We start from the raw sequence: 22,034 nt of genomic DNA, 5'->3' as shown, positions 1-22,034 counted from the left end.
GGATGCCACCATTGAACATGGAAGGTAACCCATTTTCCGCTTTTGAGTTTTGGCCCGGTTGGGTGTTTTATACCCCAGTTGCCGTGCAGTGGATTTGGCATGGCATTAAATATCGCAGCGCAAGTCTCCCCCTTATTGCTAACCCTGGTATTGAACTCAGTGGCATGGTGGGCGAATCCAAAGACGCCATATTGTCGCTGGCGGGAGAAAAAGCCAAACCATGGATTTTGCCTTATGTGATGTGGGAAAAATCCACCGTCCCAGCAGAAACACAAGCGCATCAGGCACTCACCACTTTGCATCAAGCAGGGCTAGGTTTTCCTGTGGTGGCGAAGCCGGATTTAGGTTGTCGTGGTGCGGGTGTACGTTTGGTTGAAAACAAAGCCGAATTGGAAGAATACCTGCGCCTTTTCCCTGATGGGGCACGGCTCATGTTGCAAAAGAAAGCGCCGTATAATGCTGAAGCGGGCGTTTTCTATGTGCGATATCCCGGTGAAAAACGCGGTCGGATTTTCTCTCTTACCCTGAAATACAACCCCTTCGTAATTGGTGATGGAAAGCGCTCGTTAGCGCAGTTGATCGATGATGACCCTCGCGCCGGAAAATTGCGTCATTTGTATCGTGCCCGTCATGAAGACAAGCTCGATTTGGTATTAGCCACTGGTGAGACCTTTAGGTTGGCGTTTGCAGGCAGTCACTGTCGAGGCGCTATCTTTAGAAATGGCAGTGAATACATTACTGACGCATTAGTTGCTCGATTAGATGAAATTTTTGATGATTTCCCCGGTTATCACTACGGGCGCATTGATCTCAAATTCAGCGACATTGAAAGCTTGATGCGAGGTGACGATTTCGCGCTTATCGAAGTCAATGGAGCGAGCAGTGAAGCCGCCCATATTTGGGACAGAGGCGCGACGTTGAAAGATGCGTTTTCAACCTTGCTAGAACAGTACCGTATCTTGTTTGAAATTGGCGATTTACAGCGTAAATCGGGTCACAAGGTGCCGACGTTGGTTGAGCTTTATAAAGCATGGCGGCGTGAAAAAGCGTTGGTGCAACATTATCCATCTACGGATTAAAGCGCGAGTCGATGAATGTACTTAGGCTTAATAACAAAAAAAAAGAGTATGTGAAAAATGAAGGGGAAAGCATGTTAGCAAAGGATGCCGTGAGCAATCACAATCTAAGTGCGGTCAAAGATGCGCGAGCAGAAGTGCCAGCCGAAGTTATCGGCGGGATGGATGTCGCGGCGCAAGCCTTGGAGCTGCTACATCAGCTATCTGATGAGCAATATAACCATGTGGCAACGCCGTACCTGCAAAGTGCCATTGGGCAGCACATGCGCCATATTCTCGATGTTTTTCACGCGATCACAGTTTGGCCGAACTCTGATTTTGTTGATTACGACATTCGTCGCCGCGCCCATCCTGTCGAGAGAGAAAAAAGCATTGCCATTGAAGAGTGGATATCGCTCTATCATTGGCTGGAAACGATAAGTGAAGCGAACCTTTCAACGGGCATGAACGTTAGTGGAGAAGTCAGCTTGAAACACCATGTCGCGTCCGTCACGCAATCCACCCTTGGTCGTGAATTGTCTTTTGTTGCCAGCCATGCGGTGCATCACTTTGCACTTATCCGCGTGAGTTTGTGTGCGCAGGATATATCAACCGCCGAGACCTTTGGTATGGCACCTGCGACCGCGACTTTTTATCGAGGAGGCGACTAAATGTGCACGGTAAGTTGGTTGCTGCATGAGTCGGGCTACGACGTTTTTTTCAATCGCGATGAACAAAAAGGGCGTGCTATCGCCTTCTCACCTCAATTATTTGCGCACCGTAATACGGCTTTTATGATGCCAGTCGATCCTGATGGTGGCGGCACATGGATGGCGACTAATCAGCATGGCTTGTCGCTCTGCTTATTGAATTACTACCAAGGTGACATTCCTGAATTGCCGCTTATAAGCCGAGGCTTATTGGTGAAAATGCTCGCACCATCGGCCATGGTGTCAGATGTGGTAGCGACGTTAAATACACGCCATTTGGGATCGTATGCGCCGTTTACCTTGCTGGTTTTCGCACCAGATTTGTCGTCACGACAAGGTCATGTGATCGCATTTCAATGGGACGGCCACGTACTAACCCAAAGGCCAAGTATTGAGCCCATGATATCGTCTTCTGTTGCGTTTACTGAAGTTATGCAGGCGCGAAGACAGGCACATACTGTGATTCTAACTGCGCCGCGCAGCGTTGAAAAAGCGTGGGAATTTCACCGCAGTCATGTACCAGAGGCAGGTTATAAATCGGTGTGCATGCACCGTGAAGACGCGAATACTGTGAGTTTTACCCACCTTAAGGTGACCCCTGAGCAGGTGGAAATGGTCTACGTGGATGGCCCTCCCTGCCAAAACGGTGAGGCGGTAACGACAGCGCTTGTGAGAAAGAACCAGCCACTTAAGCTGGTGGCGAGTGATCAAGGTTAAAGGCGCAGATAGACGTGAACATTGATTCAAACGAGTGATTAAAAACCTCGCAGAAAAGCGAAAAGTCGTGAAAGGAAAAGTGCACTGCTCGGTCATATCTCCCAGCAACGAATTATTAAAAAATGGAGTGATGAAATGTCTCGAATTTTACTATTGATCTCACTGTTCTTTTCCGCGGCTACGTTCGCGGCTGAAGACGTTTACACGGGTTTTTTCAGTAACAAAGCGGTGAGTGGATACGACACGGTTTCTTATTTTGAAGGCGGCCCTGTGCAAGGGAAGTCTGACTTTAAAACGGAGTACCAAGGCGCGGAATGGCTGTTTTCAAGCCAAGCCAATCTCGACAAATTTTTGGCCAATCCCGAACAGTACGCCCCTCAATATGGCGGCTATTGCGCATGGGCCATTGCAGAAAAAGATGACCTTGCTCCTGGCGACCCAGCTTACTGGAAAATCGTCGATGGAAAGCTTTACCTGAACTACGACAAATCGATTCAGGGCAAATGGGAAAAAGATGTTCCCGGCTTCATTTCTCAGGGCGATTTGAACTGGGTGAAACGTTAGAAAAAACGAGAGGCGCCTTATTATAGATAAGGGGCTAAAGACGGCATCATGGTGCCATTTTGCATTCACGAGTTGCAACTTACCGTGTTGCACGTACTTGGCTTCATCAGGGAGAGAGAATGAATACCAGCCCCTTTCTATTGCCAAGAAAAACGCCGTTTGGCGTGGTTGAAAAAACAGTGGAGTCCTTAACTGGGCTCCGCACTTTAGACAAATACTATCGCCTTCGCCCAGAAGGGATAGATACCGATCATTTTCTGACTTATACCCTTGATGTGTTGGGCATTGATTATCAAGTTGTGTCACAAGAAGTTGATCATATTCCCCGTTCAGGAAGCTCTGTCGTTGTCGCCAACCATCCGTTAGGCGGTGTGGAAGGGGTTATCCTTGCCAAAGTGCTGCGTGAAGTGCGGCCTGATGTGAAAGTGCTCGCCAATTACTACCTTAAACGTATTCCTGAGCTGAGCGATCTCTTTATCGGCGTGGATGTGTTTGAAGGCGAAAGTGCTCGTCGTGCCAATATGCGCGCGCTGCGAGAAGCGCATCAGCACGTTGGTGACGGTGGACTGTTACTGGTGTTTCCCGCCGGAGAGGTGTCGACCTTCGACGAAAATGGCTTGTTAAATGACAAAGCATGGAGCCGCTCTGTGGCGGCCATTGTGAGAAAGCACAAAGCCTCTGTCGTACCTATTTTTATCGGTGGGCGTAACAGCCGCAAGTTTTATCGTGCAGGAACGATTCACCCACTACTTCGCACTGTGTTGCTCGGGCGAGAATTGCTCAACAAACGTGGAAAACCTATCCCTCTGACCATCGGTGAACCGATCAAATGGAAAGAGTGTCGGGCGTTTGAAAACGATGATGCACTGGTTAATTATTTGCGTTTGAACACCTATCTGCTGAATCAAGAAAAAGCCGTCAGTGCTTTGGCTAGCAGTGATGGCGAACCTATCATTGATTCGGTCGGGACAGATGTCATCGAAGCTGAAATCAAAACCCTACCAGACGATGCCAAGTTACTGTCGTCGAGCGAGTTTGATGTGTATTGCACAACCAGCGAGCACATCCCCTGCATTCTTAAAGAAATTGGTCGCATGCGTGAAATCAACTTCCGAGCAGTGGGCGAAGGGACAGGGCTTTCGTGCGATCTGGATGACTACGATAACTATTATCTGCACTTGTTTATTTGGGACAGAGAAGCACAACAAATGGTGGGTGCTTATCGTTTAGGGCAGGTCCAGGACATTGTGAAAACACACGGAATTGAAGGGCTCTATTCGCGCAGTCTGTTTCAATATGATGAGCGGTTTGTCGACAGCATGAACGTATCGCTGGAAATGGGACGCTCGGTGATCGATGTAAAATATCAGCGTAGCTTGTCGGCATTGTTATTACTTTGGAAAGGCATTGCGGAATATGTCAGCCGACATTCGCATATCACCACTCTGTTTGGCCCTGTGAGCATCAGCAATGATTATCCCCTGACAGCAAGACGTCTATTGGCAGAAAGCTTGAGCGTTCATCATTACGACGACAACATGGCACAGTTGGTGAAACCTACCACGCCACTAGAAACCTCAGAGCCTGTGCCATGGCACACCTCAATGCTATCTGCGTTGGGTGACATGCAAGTGTTATCGAGAGTAATAAGCAGAATGAGCAGCGGTTTGGGTGTGCCAGTGTTACTGCGCCAGTACCTTGGTTTGAACGGGAAGTTGGTGTGTTTCAATGTCGATCCGGCGTTTAACAACGCGTTAGATGGGTTGATTGTGGTCGACTTGCGCAACGTACAAGCGAAGACATTGGGACGATATATGGGTAAAGAGCAAGCAGAGGCTTACCTCGAAAGCCATCAAGCGCTGTAGCCAAACCTTTCTAGCCTATGGCTTAAGGTTTAAGTACGCGCTCTAGTTCTTGGTCTCGCTCTTGATATAAACACCCAATAAAGAACAGCGCCGATAGGGCGCTGTTTTGGTTTTCTTTGTTTGGCTTTGGGTCTAAAGGCTGAATCGGCTTAGAAATTTAAGCGAGCGCCAATAGAAATGCTGCTGGTTTCCGCATTGCCACGGTCACGATAACCCAATTCAATTGCCATGCCTGGACCAATCGCGGGTGCAAGGCTCAGACCAATTGCACCAATCAAACCATAGCCGTCTTCGACTTCGGTGCCATAGGTGTTTTCGTAATAGTTGCCACCGCCGCGCACATAGACATCACCCAACACAATCGGCAAGTTAACCTGCAGTGCCAGTGGAACAGAGATAGACGTGAAATCCTGATCAACGCCATCAATATCGGGGATTTCAGCCGTCGTTTCACCATAGCCTGAGTAAATACTGGTCATACTGGTGAGCTTTAGGTTACCCGTGACGGCCCAAAAGTAGCCTGTCGCACTGCGCCCTTTATATTTAACATCCGCAACACCGGCATCGGCACCTACCGAAAGTGGCAATATCAATGCAGAAGCAGAAGACGCAAACATGGCGCCAACAAGCGCTGTAGCTAATGTGAAAATCCGTGTTTTGGCCATAAATTCACCTCATGTGAAAGACGGTTAAAGTGTGTCAGTTATGCGACGCGCAATATGCATTTATTCTAGGAGTGAATCGGACGAACTGCGGGGAACTTGAGGGTGATTTTGTAATTAGAACAGAGATTTGTGAGCCATCCCAAAGCATGGCGAGACCTTGTGAAACAAAAACGGCACCCGAAGGTGCCGATAAGCATCATATGTCCGCGTTTTATGCCAGCGAACTGGGATCACCGCTCGCTTAGTTGTTAAGCCGTGACGAGTGCAGAGACGACACCAATCAAACCACCAAACACGCCACCCCAAACAACCAGCCAGCCAAGGTGCTCGCGGATCATCGTTTGAACAATGTCTTTCACCATGTCAGGGGTTAGCTCATCAAGACGTTGCTCGATAACGGTTTCAATGTTGGCGGTGATATCGCCTAACATCTCTGGTTGTTCAATCTGGCCTTTGAGTGCTTCACGGAAACTTTCTTGCTGCGTAATGTCGATCACGGACTGACGCATTTTCGCCACGAACGGTTCACGCAACGGGGTCAGCGCTTCTGCACCGCCCATCATCATTAACATGCCACCGAATTGGCTGTTATTGATCACGTCAACTAAGCCGTCAAACGTCGGATTGAAATCAATCTTCTCAATGACAGGGTCAAGGTTCAGGTTGGCGCCGCCTGACATTTCTTTGTTAAGGAAGCGATCAATGTTCTCCTTAGTAAAGAACTGATCCATCATCAAAGATTTGATGCCCAACTTAAAGGCTTCAAAACGCGCTTGAATAACCCCGGAGCCATAAAGCCCTGGCACTTTCTCAAATAGCATGTGCACAGCCAGCAAATTGGTGAGTGAGCCAGACAACGCAAATAAACCGCCATAAAGGGCAATGGGTTGGTCAAGGAAATAGCCTGCCGCGAAAATGGCCGCAGCGATGATGTTAGTCAGAAAACTCTTGTTCATGGTTTGCCTTGCGAAATCAATTTGATTGGGCGAATTCTAAAGGATGGTGTCGTGAGTAACAATATCGCGATTTTTTTAGATTCACCCCTCAGACCGGATGTAGCACGCTTTTCAAATCAATAGTGCGCCACCTACACTTTTTGAGTTCTCTTAAACGCGGAGTAGGAATGATGCGACGACATTGGCTGTGTGTGGTACTGGTTCTCGCATTGAGTGCCTGTAGCAGTAGCAGTCGTCCTTTTGCGTTTAAAAATCTTGCTAAATCCGACATGGATTTGATCACGGATATTCATATTGTGGAGATCCGCGATTTAATTCAAACCCTCACCATCAAACTCTACAAACGTAACCCAAGAGAGCTCACCAAAGTGCCCGGCGCAACGGTGAACGCCCGCCTTGCTTCTTTTATGACCGTTAAACGCCCAATAAATGGCTACGCAGAACTTGGCAACATCGACGGGGTAGATGCCCTGTATCTTGCGTTTGCGGAGGAATTCGAAGGGGATCGTGTGTTCGCGCTGATGGTCGGTATCACGGGTATGGTCAGCAGCAGTTACAACAACCAACTGGAGTTCTATTTGCTGGACGATATTGATCAGCAAAAGCTCTACAACAGCGCCCGCAACCTAGAAACTGTCGCATGGTTGCTGAACACTCGCACAGACAGTAACGGCAATCTCATGCTGTGGAGCAATGGCCTCACCGAAGAGGGCGTGCCCAATTACAGTTATGAGCGCGTGTTAGGTCAAATGATGGTTATCCAAGACATGATGGCGAAAATGGTGGCCGACAGCACCAACCGTCACATCAATCAGGTGGTGCACGGGTTTGCATCGATGACTTTCTTCCCGATTTAAATCCCCCTTTCTCGCGGCTCTTTCACAAGACTCACCATGCGAGCTTCCCGTTTTTTAATCTATTCATCAGTAAATAAAGGCCAATTCGCTTGACCACATCGGGCAGGATTTTGAGCCAATCACGCATTGTTGATGTGTGCCTCTTTCTAAAGATGAAAGCGAAGCTATATCGGTTTTTACGCCGAGAGAGCACCACTAAACAGCGACAGTTATGTCGCAATTATAAGATATGCAACTAATCTTACTCAATATGTGTTGTTAACAAGACAAGTTGCGTGACGCTGATTGAGCAGAATGATGATGTGGCTTATCAGTGGTTCATTTGACGTACGACATTCTGCCCAAGAAAAGAGTCAGTAAAATGAAGCTTTCGATCAAACTCTCCGCCTTTTTCTTATTCCTAGCATTGCTCATGGTTGTTATGGTCGCGACGGTGTCTTTGAAAGGAAAAGACATTGCGCAATCCACCGTATTGACGAGTATTGAGCGCGAAGCGGCGCTGCTGATCAAACTCATAGATAGGGAGCTTCTTGCGCGTTATAACGATACAAAAACCTTCCCTCTTTCGCTTGGTAGTCTTGATGAGCAGCGCTTGAAAGGCTTGGGGGAAACGGCTGCTCTTGCTAAAACGCTGAACGGTTATGTTCGACATGACAACATGTATCGTCGAATGGTTGTCTTCGATCTTGAAGGCAACGTTGTTGCGGCAAACAGTCAAAATACGTTTGGTAAGCCACTCGCCGATCTGTCTATATCCCCTGCAGCAATACGAGAACGTGATTGGTTTCAACGCGCCATTCAGGGTGAATCCCTTAATCCAGAGATGCCTAATGGCACATTTGTTGTTGGACCAGAGCGAAATCTTCTGGAAAACGACAGTAATCACTACGACATGATCTTTTCGACCGTGTTGCGTGATATGTCAGGTAACCCTCTGGGGCTTTGGGTCAATGTGGTTGATTTTGAAGCGATTGAGCGAATCATTGAAGAAACCTATGCACTGTTGTCGTCTGAAGGTTACAACGGTGTAGAGCTGACTCTGTTAGATCGCCAAGGCTACGTTATTGTCGACATGGATCCTGTGGGGCAAAAAGCAGCCAACTATCAGCGAGATTTCACCACGATCGGACAGTTAAACCTCATGGAGCGTGGCGTAGAAGCGGCGAAACTCGCCGTGTCTGGGTTTAGCGGCGCTAACATTTCTATGCACTCTCGGAAACACATTCAGCAAGTCACGGGTTATGCACATTCCAATGGCGCGTACGATTATCCTGGATTGTCTTGGTCGGCACATATTCGGGTGGGAGTAGATGAAGCATTTGCTGCGTCTGATACCTTAGTTCGCAACGCCATACTTTTCGCATTGATGTTTGTTGCTTTCGGTCTGGCGCTCGCATTTTACCTTTCTCGGCGCATTGTTGTGCCAATGAACCCTTCAACTGGCGCTGTTAATCTGATTGGTCAGAACCAAGCTCATGTACCTGTCTCCAAGATGTATAGCCTAAATGAACCGGAGCCAATGGTCGCATCATTGGTCGATATTCATGCTGAAGGCGAGCGTGACATCATATACAGAGCGGCCTTTAGTCAGGCGGCCGTTGGTATTGCAAGGGTCTCACTGGATGGTCGCTTTTTGGAAGTGAATGATAAAATGTGCGCGCTCATGGGATATGACAAAGAGCGAATACTAAATAAGAGCCTTTATGAGATTACTCATCCAGACTGTCGACAAATCACTAAAACGTCAATTGATGAGTTGATTACCGACAAAACGAAGTCGTTTACCTTGGAAAAACAATACATTCGAAGTGACGGTGAGGAGTTTTGGTCCACGACATCGGTTTCTTTAGTGTGTGATGACCAAGGGGGGCCAAAGTACCTCATTGAAGTTGTTGAAGACATCTCAGAGCGAAAGGAAGCAGAGAAGGAGCTTCTCAGTGCGAAAGAAACCAGAGACGAATTACTTCGTGGGATGAAACTGGCCTCAAATGCCGGTGGGATTTGTAACTGGTCCATGGATATTCACACGAGTGAATTGAAATGGGACGAAGGTATGTTCAACCTCTATGGTTTTTCCAAAGCGAATGCTTTGACGTATGAAGACTGGCGCAAAACGATACACCCCGATGACGTTGACTATGCCGAAAATGAAGTGCGTCGCTCGCTTAATGCGAATACTGCGTTTAATGCCGAGTTTCGTATTGTTCATGGTTTTACGAAAGAGGTGAGATGGATAAAGGCGGCGGGCGATGTCTACCATAATCCCAATAGTGAGCAATATACGTTATTTGGCATTAATCTCGATATCACCGATGAGCGCACGTTGCAGAAAAAGCTGGAGCAGGAATCAAAAACAGCATTGAAAGCGAGCGAAGCCAAGTCTCGGTTTCTTGCTACCATGAGCCATGAAATCCGCACGCCGATGAATGGCGTTGTGGGCATGATTGATTTGCTCAGAGAGAGTGAACTGACCAAAGATCAGCAACGGATGACGGCCACAATTCGAGATTCATCTTTTTCATTGCTTGAGATTATCAACGACATTCTCGACTTCTCGAAAATTGAGTCGGGGCAAATGGAGTTGGAGTACCGAGATACGGATCTGCTGGGTTTGATCGAAAGAACACTTGATGTTTTTTGGGTAACGGCGCAAGAAAGCAACGTGGTACTGAGGATTCACTACGATTTTCGGTTACCTAAACAAATAAAAATGGATTCGGTACGCATTCGACAGGTATTACTCAACTTAGTGGGTAATGCTATTAAGTTCTCATACAGACCCGATAAAAAGGCGTTTGTTACTGTGAGCACGGAATATCTTCAAGACAGCCGCTCTCTCCGTATTTCTATCTCCGACACTGGCGTAGGGATGACGGAGGCGCAGGTCGATAAGCTATTTATGCCGTTCACACAAGCCGATAGCTCTACCACGCGAAAATATGGCGGCACGGGACTGGGTCTTAGCATTTCAAAATCCTTTGTTGAACTGATGAAAGGTAATATTTGCGTCACCAGTGAGCCTGAAATAGGCAGTGACTTTACGGTGACGCTGCCGTTGTATCACAGTACATCAGATGAAACCTTGCTTAATAATTATGACTTTCACGACTACCATTTCGTTGTGATGATAGAAGACGAAGAAATTTATCGCACCTGTGAACAAATTATTTTGCAATGTCAGCCTAAGATGATCACACGTGAAATGCCTACCTCTATTGATGATTGTCGAACCATTGTCATCACGGTTAATGAGCCTTTCCATATCAACGATCAGAAATTAAAAAACATTGTGTTAGATACGGAAGTCTCCGAACTCGCAGGTTATGTTGCTCCACAGCTCTATTATTTGGGCATTCGACCGTTCAACCCAAGCGAGTTGATCACGGCATTATTTGTGCTCTGTGGCTTTGAAAAACCGGATTTCACAAATGTAGATTATTCATTATTCAACAGCACAGCTGACGACGTTGATGATGATGGTATTGAGAAAGACAGCATTGTTGTTCTATGCGTTGAGGATCAGCCTACCAATCGAATGGTGCTGGAGCGCCAGCTTACAAATCTTGGCTATCACTATGAAATGACAAAAAACGGTGTGGAAGCCCTGATGAAATGGAAGTCGGGTCACTATCCTGTTGTGTTAACGGATTGCCACATGCCTGAAATGGATGGTTTTGCACTCACTACTGAAATTCGTCGATTAGAAGCCGAACAACAGCGTGATAAAACCATCATCATTGCGATAACAGCCAATGCATTGGCGGGCGAATCGGAAAACTGCATTCAAGCGGGAATGGATGACTATATTTCCAAACCTGTTGAGCTCGTCAAACTGAAATCAACACTGGCAAGAAATGTCATAAAAATGCCGGTTAATGCGGTATCGACATTGCCAGCCAAACTGCCCAGTACATCGATTGCGCTGAACACTGAGCTTTTTGACTTCGACCACTTAGAGAGCATGATCGGCACCTGTGACAAAAAAATGATGAATGCAGTGTTGACCATTTTTTGGGAATCACTGATCTCTGACATGGCTTTATTGGAACAAGCCATTTCAGACAATGATATCGATCAGATTGGTGTGCTTACCCATGGCTTAAAAGGATCCTCCGCATCAAGCGGTGCTTTGTCATTGAGTGCGCTCTTTGACGTGATGGGAACGAGTAAAGCAGATATTAGCAAGGTAAAGCAGGTACTTGCCGAGGTGAAAACCATGATGGGAGGTATTAAAGAGGTACTTACCAAAGAAAGCGATATCAATGTGTGACCTTACCTTAACCTTAGGCTTTTTCCGCTGGCGTGAATGGCTATGTCTAGCGGAAAGGCCGCCATGTTTAAGGGCGTCATGAGTACCAAAAAAGCATGACAGGACGGTTTCATTATTTTCTAGACGCCTGTCATTGTCCGAAAATTTGTCAGGTTCGATTCGTGTGGTTTTTACACATATGCATCGAGCTGAAATCGACGGTCTTTGAATGCTGCTCGCAGTTTTTTCTCTAACGACGCCCATCACGTAAAAAAGATCACATCGTTAATCGAAAATCCATACTAATTGTGTATGAATATCATCCTCCCCAATTTCAGTTTAACAGGCATTTTTGCTTTACTGCCTTAAAATTCCGTTCAAACAAAGATGACTTAATTGGCTTTGCTGAAGTATTTCGTTCTGTACTCGTGCGCGAGAAAGCGATTTCTTCTCATGCACGTCTCTATCAAAACCAATTAAGGAAGAGATACCGATGGCAAATATCATTAATGGAACCAATGGCGATGATGTTCTTCGCGGCACACCCGGCGCTGACGAGATTTATGGCTTGGACGGCAATGACTTTATTCAGGCCGATGGCGATACCGATTATGTTGACGGTGGACGTGGTAATGACACCGTAATTGGCGGCGACAACGACGATGTTGTACGTGGTGGCGAAGGGAATGATTCTGTACGTGGTGGCTTTGGTAACGACGAGTTGTTCGGTGATGATGGTGATGACATCGTTGAGGGTGGTTTGGGAGTAGACCTTCTCTATGGCGGCAACGGCAACGATTCTTTGCAAGGTGATGAAGGTAACGACACACTTTACGGTGATGCGGGCAACGATCGCCTAAGAGGCGGCGTGGGTGACGACAAACTGTTTGGTGGCGTAGGAAACGATATCCTGTTTGGTGGTGACGGTAACGATACATTAAATGGCGATGACGGTGTCGACGTGCTTTGGGGTGACGCTGGAAACGACACCATGAACGGCGGGGCGGGTAACGATACCTTACGCGGTGGTGACGGTGCTGATGTGATGCACGGCAACGAAGACAATGACGTGATCTTCGGTGAAAACGGTAACGACGCGATATACGGCGATGCGGGTAACGACCAACTGTTCGGCCAAGCGGGTGACGATAAACTTTACGGCGGAACAGGCGACGACATCATTAACGGCAATGATGGTAAAGATACCCTGTATGGCCAAGCCGGGAACGACTTTCTTTACGGAAAAGACGGCAACGATAACCTTCAAGGTGGCGATGGCCACGACGAGTTATTCGGCGGCCTTGACGATGATCTGTTGAACGGCGGCAACGGTGACGACATGCTTAATGGTGGTTATGGCGAAGACGAACTGCACGGTGGTGAAGGTAATGACACCCTGTTTGGGCGCGGTGACGATGACACCGTGTTCGGCGGCGCGGGTGATGATTACGTCAGCGGTGGCCTTGGCGATGATCAAGTGAATGGCGGCTCAGGCAATGACACTATTCTTGGCGAAGAAGGTAACGATTACTTGATAGGACTTGAAGGTAACGACACCATCTATGGTGGCCTTGGTAATGATTACATTGACGGCCATACCGAAGACGATGTGCTGTACGGTTGGTCTGGTGAAGATACGCTTCGTGGCGGATTGGGTAATGACAAATTGTTTGGTGAAGCGGACAACGACAGACTGTACGGTCATGATGGCTTAGATCGCCTAAACGGCGGTGGCGGCGATGACTACCTTGATGGTGGTATGGGTCGAGATATTCTCACTGGCGGTGCGGGTTCGGATGTGTTTTTCTTCAACAACAGCAGTGAGAACGACATCATTCTGGATTTCAACGGCAAGTACGACACCATTGCGCTTCAAAAAACACTCGCAACCAAAATGGGCGACATCAACATCCGTCAGTCTGGTGAAGATGTGATCATGACGTTCGATAACGCGCAAACCAAAATCGTACTCGATAAGTTCAATGCATCCGATCTGGATAACAGCATGTTTGATTTCGTTTAAACCCTAGATTTCGTTTAGACCTCAGTTTTCGTTCAGACTTAAGTTTTCGCGAAAACATCCCAAAGCGGAGGTACGCCTCCGTTTTCTCGTTGAACGATCCCCAATGCGAATCTCCTCGCCTCAACAGACTTAAATCTACCAACCAATGGTCAATATCAGACCTTTGTTCGCGCACTCTGCGCGTTTTGTGATTAGAGTGATAAACCCAAGCATCTTGAGGTCACTTGCGTATATCTCGCATGTCTATTGCTTGCGCTGTTAGCCCAACCGATAACGAATACGTCAGAAAAGGAACGCTGATGCATAACGGAGAGATCACCAATAGGGGTAGCGATAACTTCGACAGCAACATCAAGGCACTGCTCGGTACCGAACTTCCCATTATTCAAGCGCCAATGGCAGGCGTGCAAGACAGCACGCTGGCCATCGCAGTGAGTGAAGCGGGTGGGTTAGGGTCTTTGCCTTGTGGCATGTTGAGTATCGATCAAATCGTGAGTGAGATAGAAGCGATTCAAGCCTCGACGACCAAACCCTACAATCTCAACTTCTTCTGTCATCGCATGCCGCAATTCGACCAAAGCCAACACGCAAAATGGAGAACTGTGCTGACGCCGTACTTTGAAGAGTTTGATGTGAATGCAGCAAGCCTGCTCAACAGCGCAACCAGAATGCCGTTTAACCACGATATTGCTGATGCCATCGAACCTTTTTGCCCCTCATTTATCAGTTTTCATTTTGGTCTTCCCGATAAACAACTTTTGGCGCGGGTAAAAAGCTGGGGCGCAAAAGTGGTGTCTTCTGCGACCACGGTTGAAGAAGCTATATGGTTAGAAGCCAATGGGGCTGACGGTATTATTGCGCAAGGCATAGAGGCGGGCGGTCATCGAGGCATGTTCCTGACGGATAACCTTACTACCCAAATGGGAGCCGCTGCGCTGATCTCGCAAATCGCCCAACGTGTCAATGTGCCTGTGATTGGCGCGGGTGGTATTGGTGACAGTAACGACGTGCAAAGCGCTTTGTCACTAGGTGCCGATGCTGTGCTAGTTGGAACCGCGTATCTATTGTGCGTGGAAGCTAAGACCTCACCATTGCACCGTGCTGCTATTCAGAGCGGCCAATCACCGCATACCGCGCTGACGAACATATTTTCAGGCAGACCCGCTCGTGGCATCGTCAATCGCGCCATGAAAGAGCTGGGTTGTATCCATCCACTCGTCCCGACGTTTCCGTTTGCCTCGATTGAGGCGACCCCTCTTCGAAGCCAAGCTGAATTGCAAGGCCGTGATGATTTCACGCCACTTTGGTGTGGACAAAACACATCAGGTTGCAAAGCAATTTCAGCGGGTGAATTGACGAAAGCGCTATATACTCAAGCATCTTGAGGCTGCTTGGGTATATAGTTGCGCCTGAATCTCTGCTATGGAGGTTGTTCGGGTCTATCTATCAATTTGATAGACAGAAACGACTGTTACTTTTCAGCTTATTGTTTATAGTTCTATCACTAAAAAATGAATGACTTGCTCTGAGGGCTTCAGGCAAGTGGGATTGCATTATGGTCAAACCAGAAAATAATTGTATCGTCATCTTTGGCGCGTCGGGTGATTTGACCCATCGCAAATTAATTCCTGCCTTCTATCATCTTTTTGCTAATGGATTGCTGTCAGAAAAATTCGCCATTCTAGGGGTCAGTCGTACCCACTACTCTGATGCCGAATTTCAAGAAAAACTCAAAATCTCGCTAACAGCGAATGAGAAAGTTGATCAGCAAATGCTGACAGAGTTTCTTGAGCGTGTTCATTACCAGCCGATTGATACGTCAGATGTCGACGATTACGGCAAGTTGAAAGCGCGCTTGGATGATATCGAGCAAGTGTACGAAACCGGTGGCAACACCACCTTCTATTTGGCAACACCGCCAAGCTTGTATAGCGTTATCCCAACGAGCCTTGCTGCTCATGGCCTGAACACAGAAGACAACGGCTGGAAACGCCTGATCGTTGAAAAGCCATTCGGCTATGATCTTGCGACCGCTGAACAGCTCGATAAAACCCTTCACAATGCTTTCCAAGAACATCAGATTTACCGCATTGACCACTACCTTGGTAAAGAAACGGTTCAAAACCTGCTGGTTTTCCGTTTCGCTAACGGCATGTTCGAACCCCTTTGGAACCGCAACTTCATCGATTACGTTGAAATTACTGCGGCAGAATTTCTGGGTGTAGAAGAACGTGGCGGCTATTATGACGGTGCGGGCGCCGTGCGCGACATGTTCCAAAACCACCTGCTGCAAGTATTGGCAATGGTGGGTATGGAGCCGCCTGCGGTCATAAACGCAGATTCAATGCGTAACGAAGTGGTGAAAGTGCTGAACAGCCTTCAACCACTGACCGAAGAAAAGTTGAAGAATAATCTGGTACTGGGACAATACACTGAGTCTGATGTACGTGGTGCTCACCTCAAAGGCTATCGCCAAGAGAATGGTGTAGCAGATGACTCCCGCACGGAAACGTATGTCGGTTTGAAGATGTTTATCGATAACTGGCGTTGGAACGGCGTGCCATTTTACGTTCGTACCGGTAAACGCTTGCCAACGCGAGTGACGGAAGTGGTCATTCATTTTCAAAAAACGCCGCACCCAGTGTTTGGCGCGAATGCCCCAGAGAACAAGCTGATTATTCGTATTCAACCTGATGAAGGCATTCAAATGAGCTTTGGTTTGAAAGAACCGGGCGCAGGCTTTAAAGCCAAGGAAGTCTCGATGGACTTCCATTACGACACCCTTGAAGAAACCCAAATGCTCACGGCATACGAACGTTTGCTGCTCGACTCAATGAAAGGCGATGCCACATTGTTTGCGAGAACCGATGCAGTGAAAGCGTGTTGGGAATTCGTTCAACCGATTTTGGAATACAAGGAAAACCCTGAGCACCTATACGGCTACGCCGCAGGGACGTGGGGGCCAAAAGAAGCGGATGAACTATTGAACGACGAAGATCGTTCATGGCGCTTCCCTTGTAAGAACTTAGCAGATACGGATTATTGTGAACTATGAGTAACATGAACTATCGCGTATTCGATGATTCTCAGCAGGTGGTTGAAGCCCTTGCTCAGAGCTTGTTGGAATACAGCGAAATGGGACGTCCTATACACATTTCACTGTCTGGTGGCAGCACGCCATCACAGCTTTTCAGTTACTTGGCAAACGCGGATTACGCCACGCGTATTCAGTGGCAGAACCTGCATTTCTGGTGGGGCGACGAACGTTGCGTGGTACCAGATAATGAGCAAAGCAATTACGGACAAGCAAAGGCACTGTTGTTTGACCACATCCAGATCCCTGCTGAGAACATCCACCGCATCCGTGGTGAAGATTTCGTGGCAGGCGAAGTGATTCGTTTTACGGAAGAGATGTATGACACGATTCCAGATAGCGAAGGTCAACTAGACCAAGGTAAGACACCTGCATTTGACTGGATTTTGCTTGGCATGGGCACAGACGGACATACCGCTTCCCTGTTCCCAGGTAAAACAGATTACGAAACCACAGAAATTGCGACCATTGCTTCACACCCTGAGAGCCATCAGTTCCGTGTGTCCAAAACTGCGCATCTGTTGAAAAACGCAAAACGCATTACCTACTTGGTATTGGGCGCTAGCAAAGCGTCGGTATTGAAAGAAATCGCCGACAACGCGCCAGCAGCAGAGGCTTACCCTGCTGCAAAAGTTCGCTGTGAAAAACAAGCGGATACAACCGAGTGGTATTTAGATTCAGAAGCAGCCCAAGAGCTGGCCTAAGGAGAAATAAATGAAAGCTGATATTGGTGTAATCGGACTGGCCGTGATGGGTCAAAACCTGATCCTGAACATGAACGACCACGGATTCAAAGTCGTTGCTTTTAACCGTACTGTCGCCAAAGTGGACGAGTTCCTTGAAGGCCCAGCGAAAGGCACCAACATTGTGGGTGCTACCTCGCTAGAAGACATGGTGAGCAAACTAGAATCACCACGCAAAGTGATGTTGATGGTTCGTGCAGGCGATGTTGTTGATCAATTCATCGACGCGCTCGTTCCTTTGCTAGACGAAGGTGACATCATCATTGATGGTGGTAACACTAATTACCCAGACACCAGTCGTCGTGTCGCTGATCTGCGTGAAAAAGGCATTCGTTTTGTCGGTACCGGTGTTTCTGGCGGCGAAGAAGGTGCACGCTTTGGACCGTCAATCATGCCAGGTGGTAACCCTGAAGCATGGCCGTTCGTGAAGCCTATTTTCCAAGCCATTGCCGCGAAGACTGACGATGGCGAAGCATGTTGTGATTGGGTTGGCCGTGAAGGTGCAGGTCACTTCGTGAAAATGGTTCACAACGGTATTGAATACGGCGACATGCAGCTGATCAGCGAAGCCTACCACTTCATGAAAGAAGGTTTGGGTATGTCGCATGATGAAATGCAAGCGACCTTTGCCGAGTGGAACAACACCGAGCTAAACAGCTACCTGATCGAAATCTCTGCTGACATTTTGGGTTACCGCGACGAAGACGGCGAACCACTGGTTGAGAAAATCATGGATGCAGCAGGCCAAAAAGGCACGGGCAAATGGACAGGTATCAATGCGTTAGATTTGGGTATTCCATTGACGCTGATCACCGAGTCAGTGTTCGCGCGCGTGCTGTCTTCAATGAAAGACCAACGCGTTGAAGCGGCTGCGTTGTTCGACAACCCAATCCAGCCTGTTGAAGGCGACAAGTCAGAGTGGCTAGATGCGCTACGCCAAGCGTTGCTTGCATCTAAAATCATCTCTTACGCGCAAGGCTTTATGCTGATCCGCGAAGCGTCAGAAGCGAACAACTGGGAACTGAACTACGGCAACGTGGCGCTAATGTGGCGTGGCGGTTGTATCATCCGTAGCGCATTCCTTGGCAACATCCGTGATGCGTTTGAAGCAAACCCAGAACTGCCATTCCTAGGCACAGATGCGTACTTCAAAGACATCCTGCAAGGCAGCCTGCCAGCATGGCGTAAAGTGGTGGCTAAGTCGTTCGAAAGCGGCCTACCAATGCCATGTATGTCGTCTGCACTGACCTTCCTGAACGGTTACACCACGGCTCGCCTTCCAGCGAACATGATTCAGGCACAACGTGACTACTTCGGCGCACACACATACGAGCGCACGGACAAAGCACGCGGCGAGTTCTTCCACACGAACTGGACTGGCACAGGCGGCAACATCTCGTCTACCACCTACGACGTGTAAGCACCGAGTGCAATTAGCCTTTTAAGCAAGGCGACAAACACCCAAGGGCAGGATGAAAATCCTGCCCTTTTTCGTGCGTGAAATTTACAGACAAAAGTTGAACAAAAATCACACAATCACTTGCAATCTATAAGCCATTGAAGCCATCGATTACCTGGGAGTTATGCACAGAAATTGGGGATAAGGTTGGGAGGGGAGTTGAGTGAGATGACGTTGTAAATAGCGCTTTTTGAGTGACAGTGCTGTCAGAGCCTGTCCAGCGACGTTCTGCAACGCGCCAACAACACGCAATGCGCCCTGTAAAACGTATCTTTCAGCCCTCTCCTACTCACTCAAAAAACACAAATCGCTAATGACTGTATGAACATTCGCCACTCGCGCTCCAGTGAGATCGAAATCAAGTATTGCTTTATGCACTTCATGGTACATTCGCGCCGAAAAATGCAGACAGTGATGGCGTGTTGCGTGCCGACAATGCAAAAACGAACACAAAGAGTTTTTTTCGAATATCTATCCTATCACTGAGTTAGCGTAGGTCATCAAAATTACAGTGGCTGCTTACACGAAAGAGGCTATCAATAAGGCCTTCACGCGTCTTAATGAAATAATACTAAGAAGGAAAATGAATGAAGGCAGATTTTAGTGCTTACGACTTTGCCAAAAGTAGAGAGCGTATTGATGAAATTCTAAAAGGCTCAGACGCGGATTATAAGGACAAGGATTCAATCCCATCACGCGATGACCTTACCTTTACTAACGGCTTTAACGTGAATTGCTCAGCATTATTCGTCGATATTAGAGGTTCTAAAGAGCTCAACCGTAAGCACACAAAGCCCGTGCTAGCCAAGATATACAAAACTTATATTTCCGAATTGGTAGCGATACTGAAAAGTCACTCCAAAGTAAAAGAGGTATGTATTGAAGGGGATTGCGTTTGGGGAATATTCAACACTCCAACAAAGAACGATATAAGAGAGCTTTTCAGTATTGGTGGGAAAGTATCATCATTAATTGACGTCCTTAACATCAAGTATAAAAAACGTGGTTACTCTCAGCTAACAGTGGGCATTGGCATGTCTTACGGACGATCATTACTTGTGAAATCAGGATATAAAGGAAGCGGTATCAATGAGGTAGTCTGGCTCGGTAGCTTAGTGAGTGAAGCAGCGGAGCTATGCGGATTTGGTAACAAAGTATGGTCTGACAACGAAATGATGGTTTCAGAGGTGTTTTATGGCAACCTAAACGATGAGCTAAAGGAGCTGTTAAGTTATAACGCAAATAGAAACTGCTATCACGGGAATGTGATTAACACATCAATGAATGAATGGGTGGAAAACAATGGATAGTAAGTCAGACTTCATTGTGGCCGCTATCCAAGACTGCCAAGCAACAATTCGCGCTACTGATGTTAAGGTTGGGGCATTGCTCGCAGGTCTGCTTTTACCATTTTCGCAGATAAATCAGATATGGGAGTTCCTCAAGCAACTATCCACGCGAGTAGAGTGTGGTATGGTGACTTACATCTTTTTTTTCCTCTGGTTTCTCGCGATATACTCACTAATTAGGACAATATCAGCAATAGATAACCCTGCAAACCACATCACAAATGAGAGCATATGTAATGGCTCTTTCTACGGAAGTAGGCTTTATCGCTTCGGATTTCTTGATTCACTGCTAAACAGAGAATCCATCAAGGCTGTGAAGGATATAGCAAACGTTGCCGCGACATACCCTGATACCGCAGATGGCATTGAGTTAGAGTTGTCGTTCGAGCACATGAAGCTGATTTATATTCGAGATATTAAGTTACACCGATTGAATTTTTCTCTGGCGGTTTCTGCAATTTGGTTTGCAGTAGGTCTGTGTGCATTTATCTATCTTGTGACTAATTAAAAAATGATTTTATTTGTTTTGAATTTTGGTGAGTGAAATATGCTTACAGTAAGTGAAAAAAATGAGTTAAGAACGATAATTAACGCTAGTCTGGATCGAGCTGAAAAGGAGTGGCGGGAAGGAGGGCACCTACTTAAGGCAATTCGTTCCATATCGAATGAGTCAATGTGTGAAAGTGTTATGGACTCTGCCGAACCTTCAAAAATTCCGGGCCATGAACTAGTTCGAGATGGCGAAACTGTTATCGATGAGTTTGTTGCTTTCGTTGCTGATATGAGAGGATCCAGCCAGCATCTTATGTGCGCTATCAGTCCCAAACATGCAGATGTTTCAGGATTACAAAGAGTCTACTATGAAACATCAGCTCTACTTCCAGCTTTAGCTTATGCAGTCTGCAATGAAGAAGGAAGTGTTACTGAATATTTAGGTGATGGTATTTTAGCGCTATTTCGAATAGATGCTGATGCCAGAGAACAAGCTATATATGCATCCCATAGAGCAGCCAAGAATGCGATAGGTGATGTAAGAGATCTTGTTAATAAGGCATTATCCGAGCGCTATCGATTGCCGCCAGTAGATATAGGCGTTGGTCTAGCTGTAAGTAAGACACTCATTACATTAGTTGGTTTAGCACCAAATAAGCAGCCCAAAGCATTTGGTGAATGTGTATTCAGGGCAACAAAACTATCGGATGGTAACAATGAAGTCATTTGCGATGAAAACATGAAAGCAATTTGGCCGTCATCTAAAGGCGGAACGTTGAGGTTTTCAAGGAAAAATGTCAAAAACATTGATGGTTACGTAATTGGAACAGCTGCTTAGGTTGGAATTTTTTTGACTAAATAAATCTGCTGATTAAGGGGCAAGTGAATGTGTCGAAAAGGTTCACCTTAGCCTAGATGAAGAGCCTTAGACTTTCCAGATACCGATGTGAATAGCAGATGGACTATCAATTCCCCAAAGCTTACCTTATCCGACCCTAACGGCTTAGAGCACCAACTCTTAGTCGTTTCTGCCCATAGTCGTGTCAGGCCGTTCTGTTCTGGCACGTTTATGGGTTAGCGGGGACAGGCACTCAAAAATGCCCACAACCTTGCCATACTCAAAGTGATAGAATAGTATCACTTTGAGTATGTCTTCGAGGTAACACAGATGAAAGTAGAATTGGTAACGTCGTTGAAACGCCAAGCGACCAAAATCTTGTCGGAACTGCACGATAG

General features: G+C 47.1%; 17 protein-coding genes and 1 pseudogene. 16 read left to right on the top strand and 2 right to left on the bottom strand.

From position 1 onward, the window contains the following. Positions 1 to 2: 2 nt before the first annotated feature. From ACED36_RS07955 to ACED36_RS07935, 5 genes are all read left to right on the top strand, one after another. A complete protein-coding gene (locus ACED36_RS07955; RefSeq protein WP_371733122.1) occupies positions 3 to 1,079 on the top strand; it encodes a D-alanine--D-alanine ligase in 1,077 nt (358 codons plus the stop codon). Between the two features lie 71 nt (positions 1,080 to 1,150). Beyond that, a complete protein-coding gene (locus ACED36_RS07950; RefSeq protein WP_371733064.1) occupies positions 1,151 to 1,726 on the top strand; it encodes a DinB family protein in 576 nt (191 codons plus the stop codon). Continuing rightward, on the top strand, positions 1,727 to 2,482 hold the full coding sequence (locus ACED36_RS07945; protein WP_017003052.1) for an NRDE family protein: 756 nt from the start codon (positions 1,727 to 1,729) through the stop codon (positions 2,480 to 2,482). A 135-nt stretch (positions 2,483 to 2,617) separates the two neighbouring features. Beyond that, positions 2,618 to 3,046 carry a YHS domain-containing (seleno)protein gene (locus ACED36_RS07940; RefSeq protein ID WP_016959875.1) on the top strand — a complete coding sequence of 143 codons (429 nt, stop codon included), beginning with the start codon at positions 2,618 to 2,620 and terminating at the stop codon, positions 3,044 to 3,046. Between the two features lie 119 nt (positions 3,047 to 3,165). Continuing rightward, positions 3,166 to 4,911: a lysophospholipid acyltransferase family protein gene (locus ACED36_RS07935; protein ID WP_017003051.1), complete on the top strand. Its 1,746-nt coding sequence runs from the start codon at positions 3,166 to 3,168 to the stop codon at positions 4,909 to 4,911. Between the two features lie 149 nt (positions 4,912 to 5,060). Here the strand turns inward: ACED36_RS07935 and ACED36_RS07930 are convergent, their stop codons facing one another. Next, complete coding sequence (locus ACED36_RS07930) at positions 5,061 to 5,576, bottom strand: hypothetical protein (protein WP_371733063.1); 516 nt, start codon at positions 5,574 to 5,576, stop codon at positions 5,061 to 5,063. 248 nt (positions 5,577 to 5,824) lie between these two features. Continuing rightward, complete coding sequence (locus ACED36_RS07925; protein WP_016959872.1) at positions 5,825 to 6,532, bottom strand: hypothetical protein; 708 nt, start codon at positions 6,530 to 6,532, stop codon at positions 5,825 to 5,827. Positions 6,533 to 6,699: 167 nt separating this feature from the next. Here ACED36_RS07925 and ACED36_RS07920 point away from each other — a divergent pair, with 167 nt between their 5' ends. The 11 genes and pseudogenes from ACED36_RS07920 to ACED36_RS07870 form a co-directional block, all read left to right on the top strand. Further along, positions 6,700 to 7,389 (top strand): hypothetical protein, encoded by a 690-nt coding sequence (locus tag ACED36_RS07920; RefSeq protein WP_371733061.1) that lies wholly within the window; start codon positions 6,700 to 6,702, stop codon positions 7,387 to 7,389. A gap of 361 nt (positions 7,390 to 7,750) precedes the next feature. After that, entirely contained in the window at positions 7,751 to 11,659 is a 3,909-nt protein-coding gene (locus ACED36_RS07915) for a PAS domain S-box protein (protein WP_371733060.1), read from the top strand. A gap of 472 nt (positions 11,660 to 12,131) precedes the next feature. Next, a complete protein-coding gene (locus ACED36_RS07910) occupies positions 12,132 to 13,661 on the top strand; it encodes a calcium-binding protein (RefSeq protein WP_371733058.1) in 1,530 nt (509 codons plus the stop codon). A 299-nt stretch (positions 13,662 to 13,960) separates the two neighbouring features. Continuing rightward, entirely contained in the window at positions 13,961 to 15,046 is a 1,086-nt protein-coding gene (locus tag ACED36_RS07905; RefSeq protein ID WP_016959868.1) for a nitronate monooxygenase family protein, read from the top strand. Between the two features lie 170 nt (positions 15,047 to 15,216). After that, a complete protein-coding gene (gene zwf / locus ACED36_RS07900; protein ID WP_016959867.1) occupies positions 15,217 to 16,716 on the top strand; it encodes a glucose-6-phosphate dehydrogenase in 1,500 nt (499 codons plus the stop codon). After that, positions 16,713 to 17,459 (top strand): 6-phosphogluconolactonase, encoded by a 747-nt coding sequence (pgl, locus tag ACED36_RS07895; protein WP_017007236.1) that lies wholly within the window; start codon positions 16,713 to 16,715, stop codon positions 17,457 to 17,459. Before zwf ends, pgl begins: the two co-directional genes overlap by 4 nt. Positions 17,460 to 17,469: 10 nt before the next feature. After that, positions 17,470 to 18,918: a decarboxylating NADP(+)-dependent phosphogluconate dehydrogenase gene (gene gnd / locus ACED36_RS07890; protein ID WP_371733057.1), complete on the top strand. Its 1,449-nt coding sequence runs from the start codon at positions 17,470 to 17,472 to the stop codon at positions 18,916 to 18,918. A 626-nt stretch (positions 18,919 to 19,544) separates the two neighbouring features. Further along, positions 19,545 to 20,267 (top strand): adenylate/guanylate cyclase domain-containing protein, encoded by a 723-nt coding sequence (locus ACED36_RS07885; protein WP_371733056.1) that lies wholly within the window; start codon positions 19,545 to 19,547, stop codon positions 20,265 to 20,267. A 352-nt stretch (positions 20,268 to 20,619) separates the two neighbouring features. Further along, positions 20,620 to 20,814 carry a hypothetical protein gene (locus tag ACED36_RS07880; protein ID WP_371733055.1) on the top strand — a complete coding sequence of 65 codons (195 nt, stop codon included), beginning with the start codon at positions 20,620 to 20,622 and terminating at the stop codon, positions 20,812 to 20,814. Positions 20,815 to 20,853: 39 nt separating this feature from the next. Next, on the top strand, positions 20,854 to 21,636 hold the full coding sequence (locus ACED36_RS07875; protein ID WP_371733054.1) for a hypothetical protein: 783 nt from the start codon (positions 20,854 to 20,856) through the stop codon (positions 21,634 to 21,636). 330 nt (positions 21,637 to 21,966) lie between these two features. Further along, positions 21,967 to 22,034 (top strand): annotated as a pseudogene (locus ACED36_RS07870) (type II toxin-antitoxin system prevent-host-death family antitoxin); the annotation flags it as partial.

The organism is Enterovibrio sp. FF113 (assembly GCF_041439165.1).
Classification (GTDB): domain Bacteria; phylum Pseudomonadota; class Gammaproteobacteria; order Enterobacterales; family Vibrionaceae; genus Enterovibrio; species Enterovibrio norvegicus_A.
Note: the sequence above shows the minus strand (reverse complement) of the source record. Positions and strands in the feature narration are given on the sequence as shown.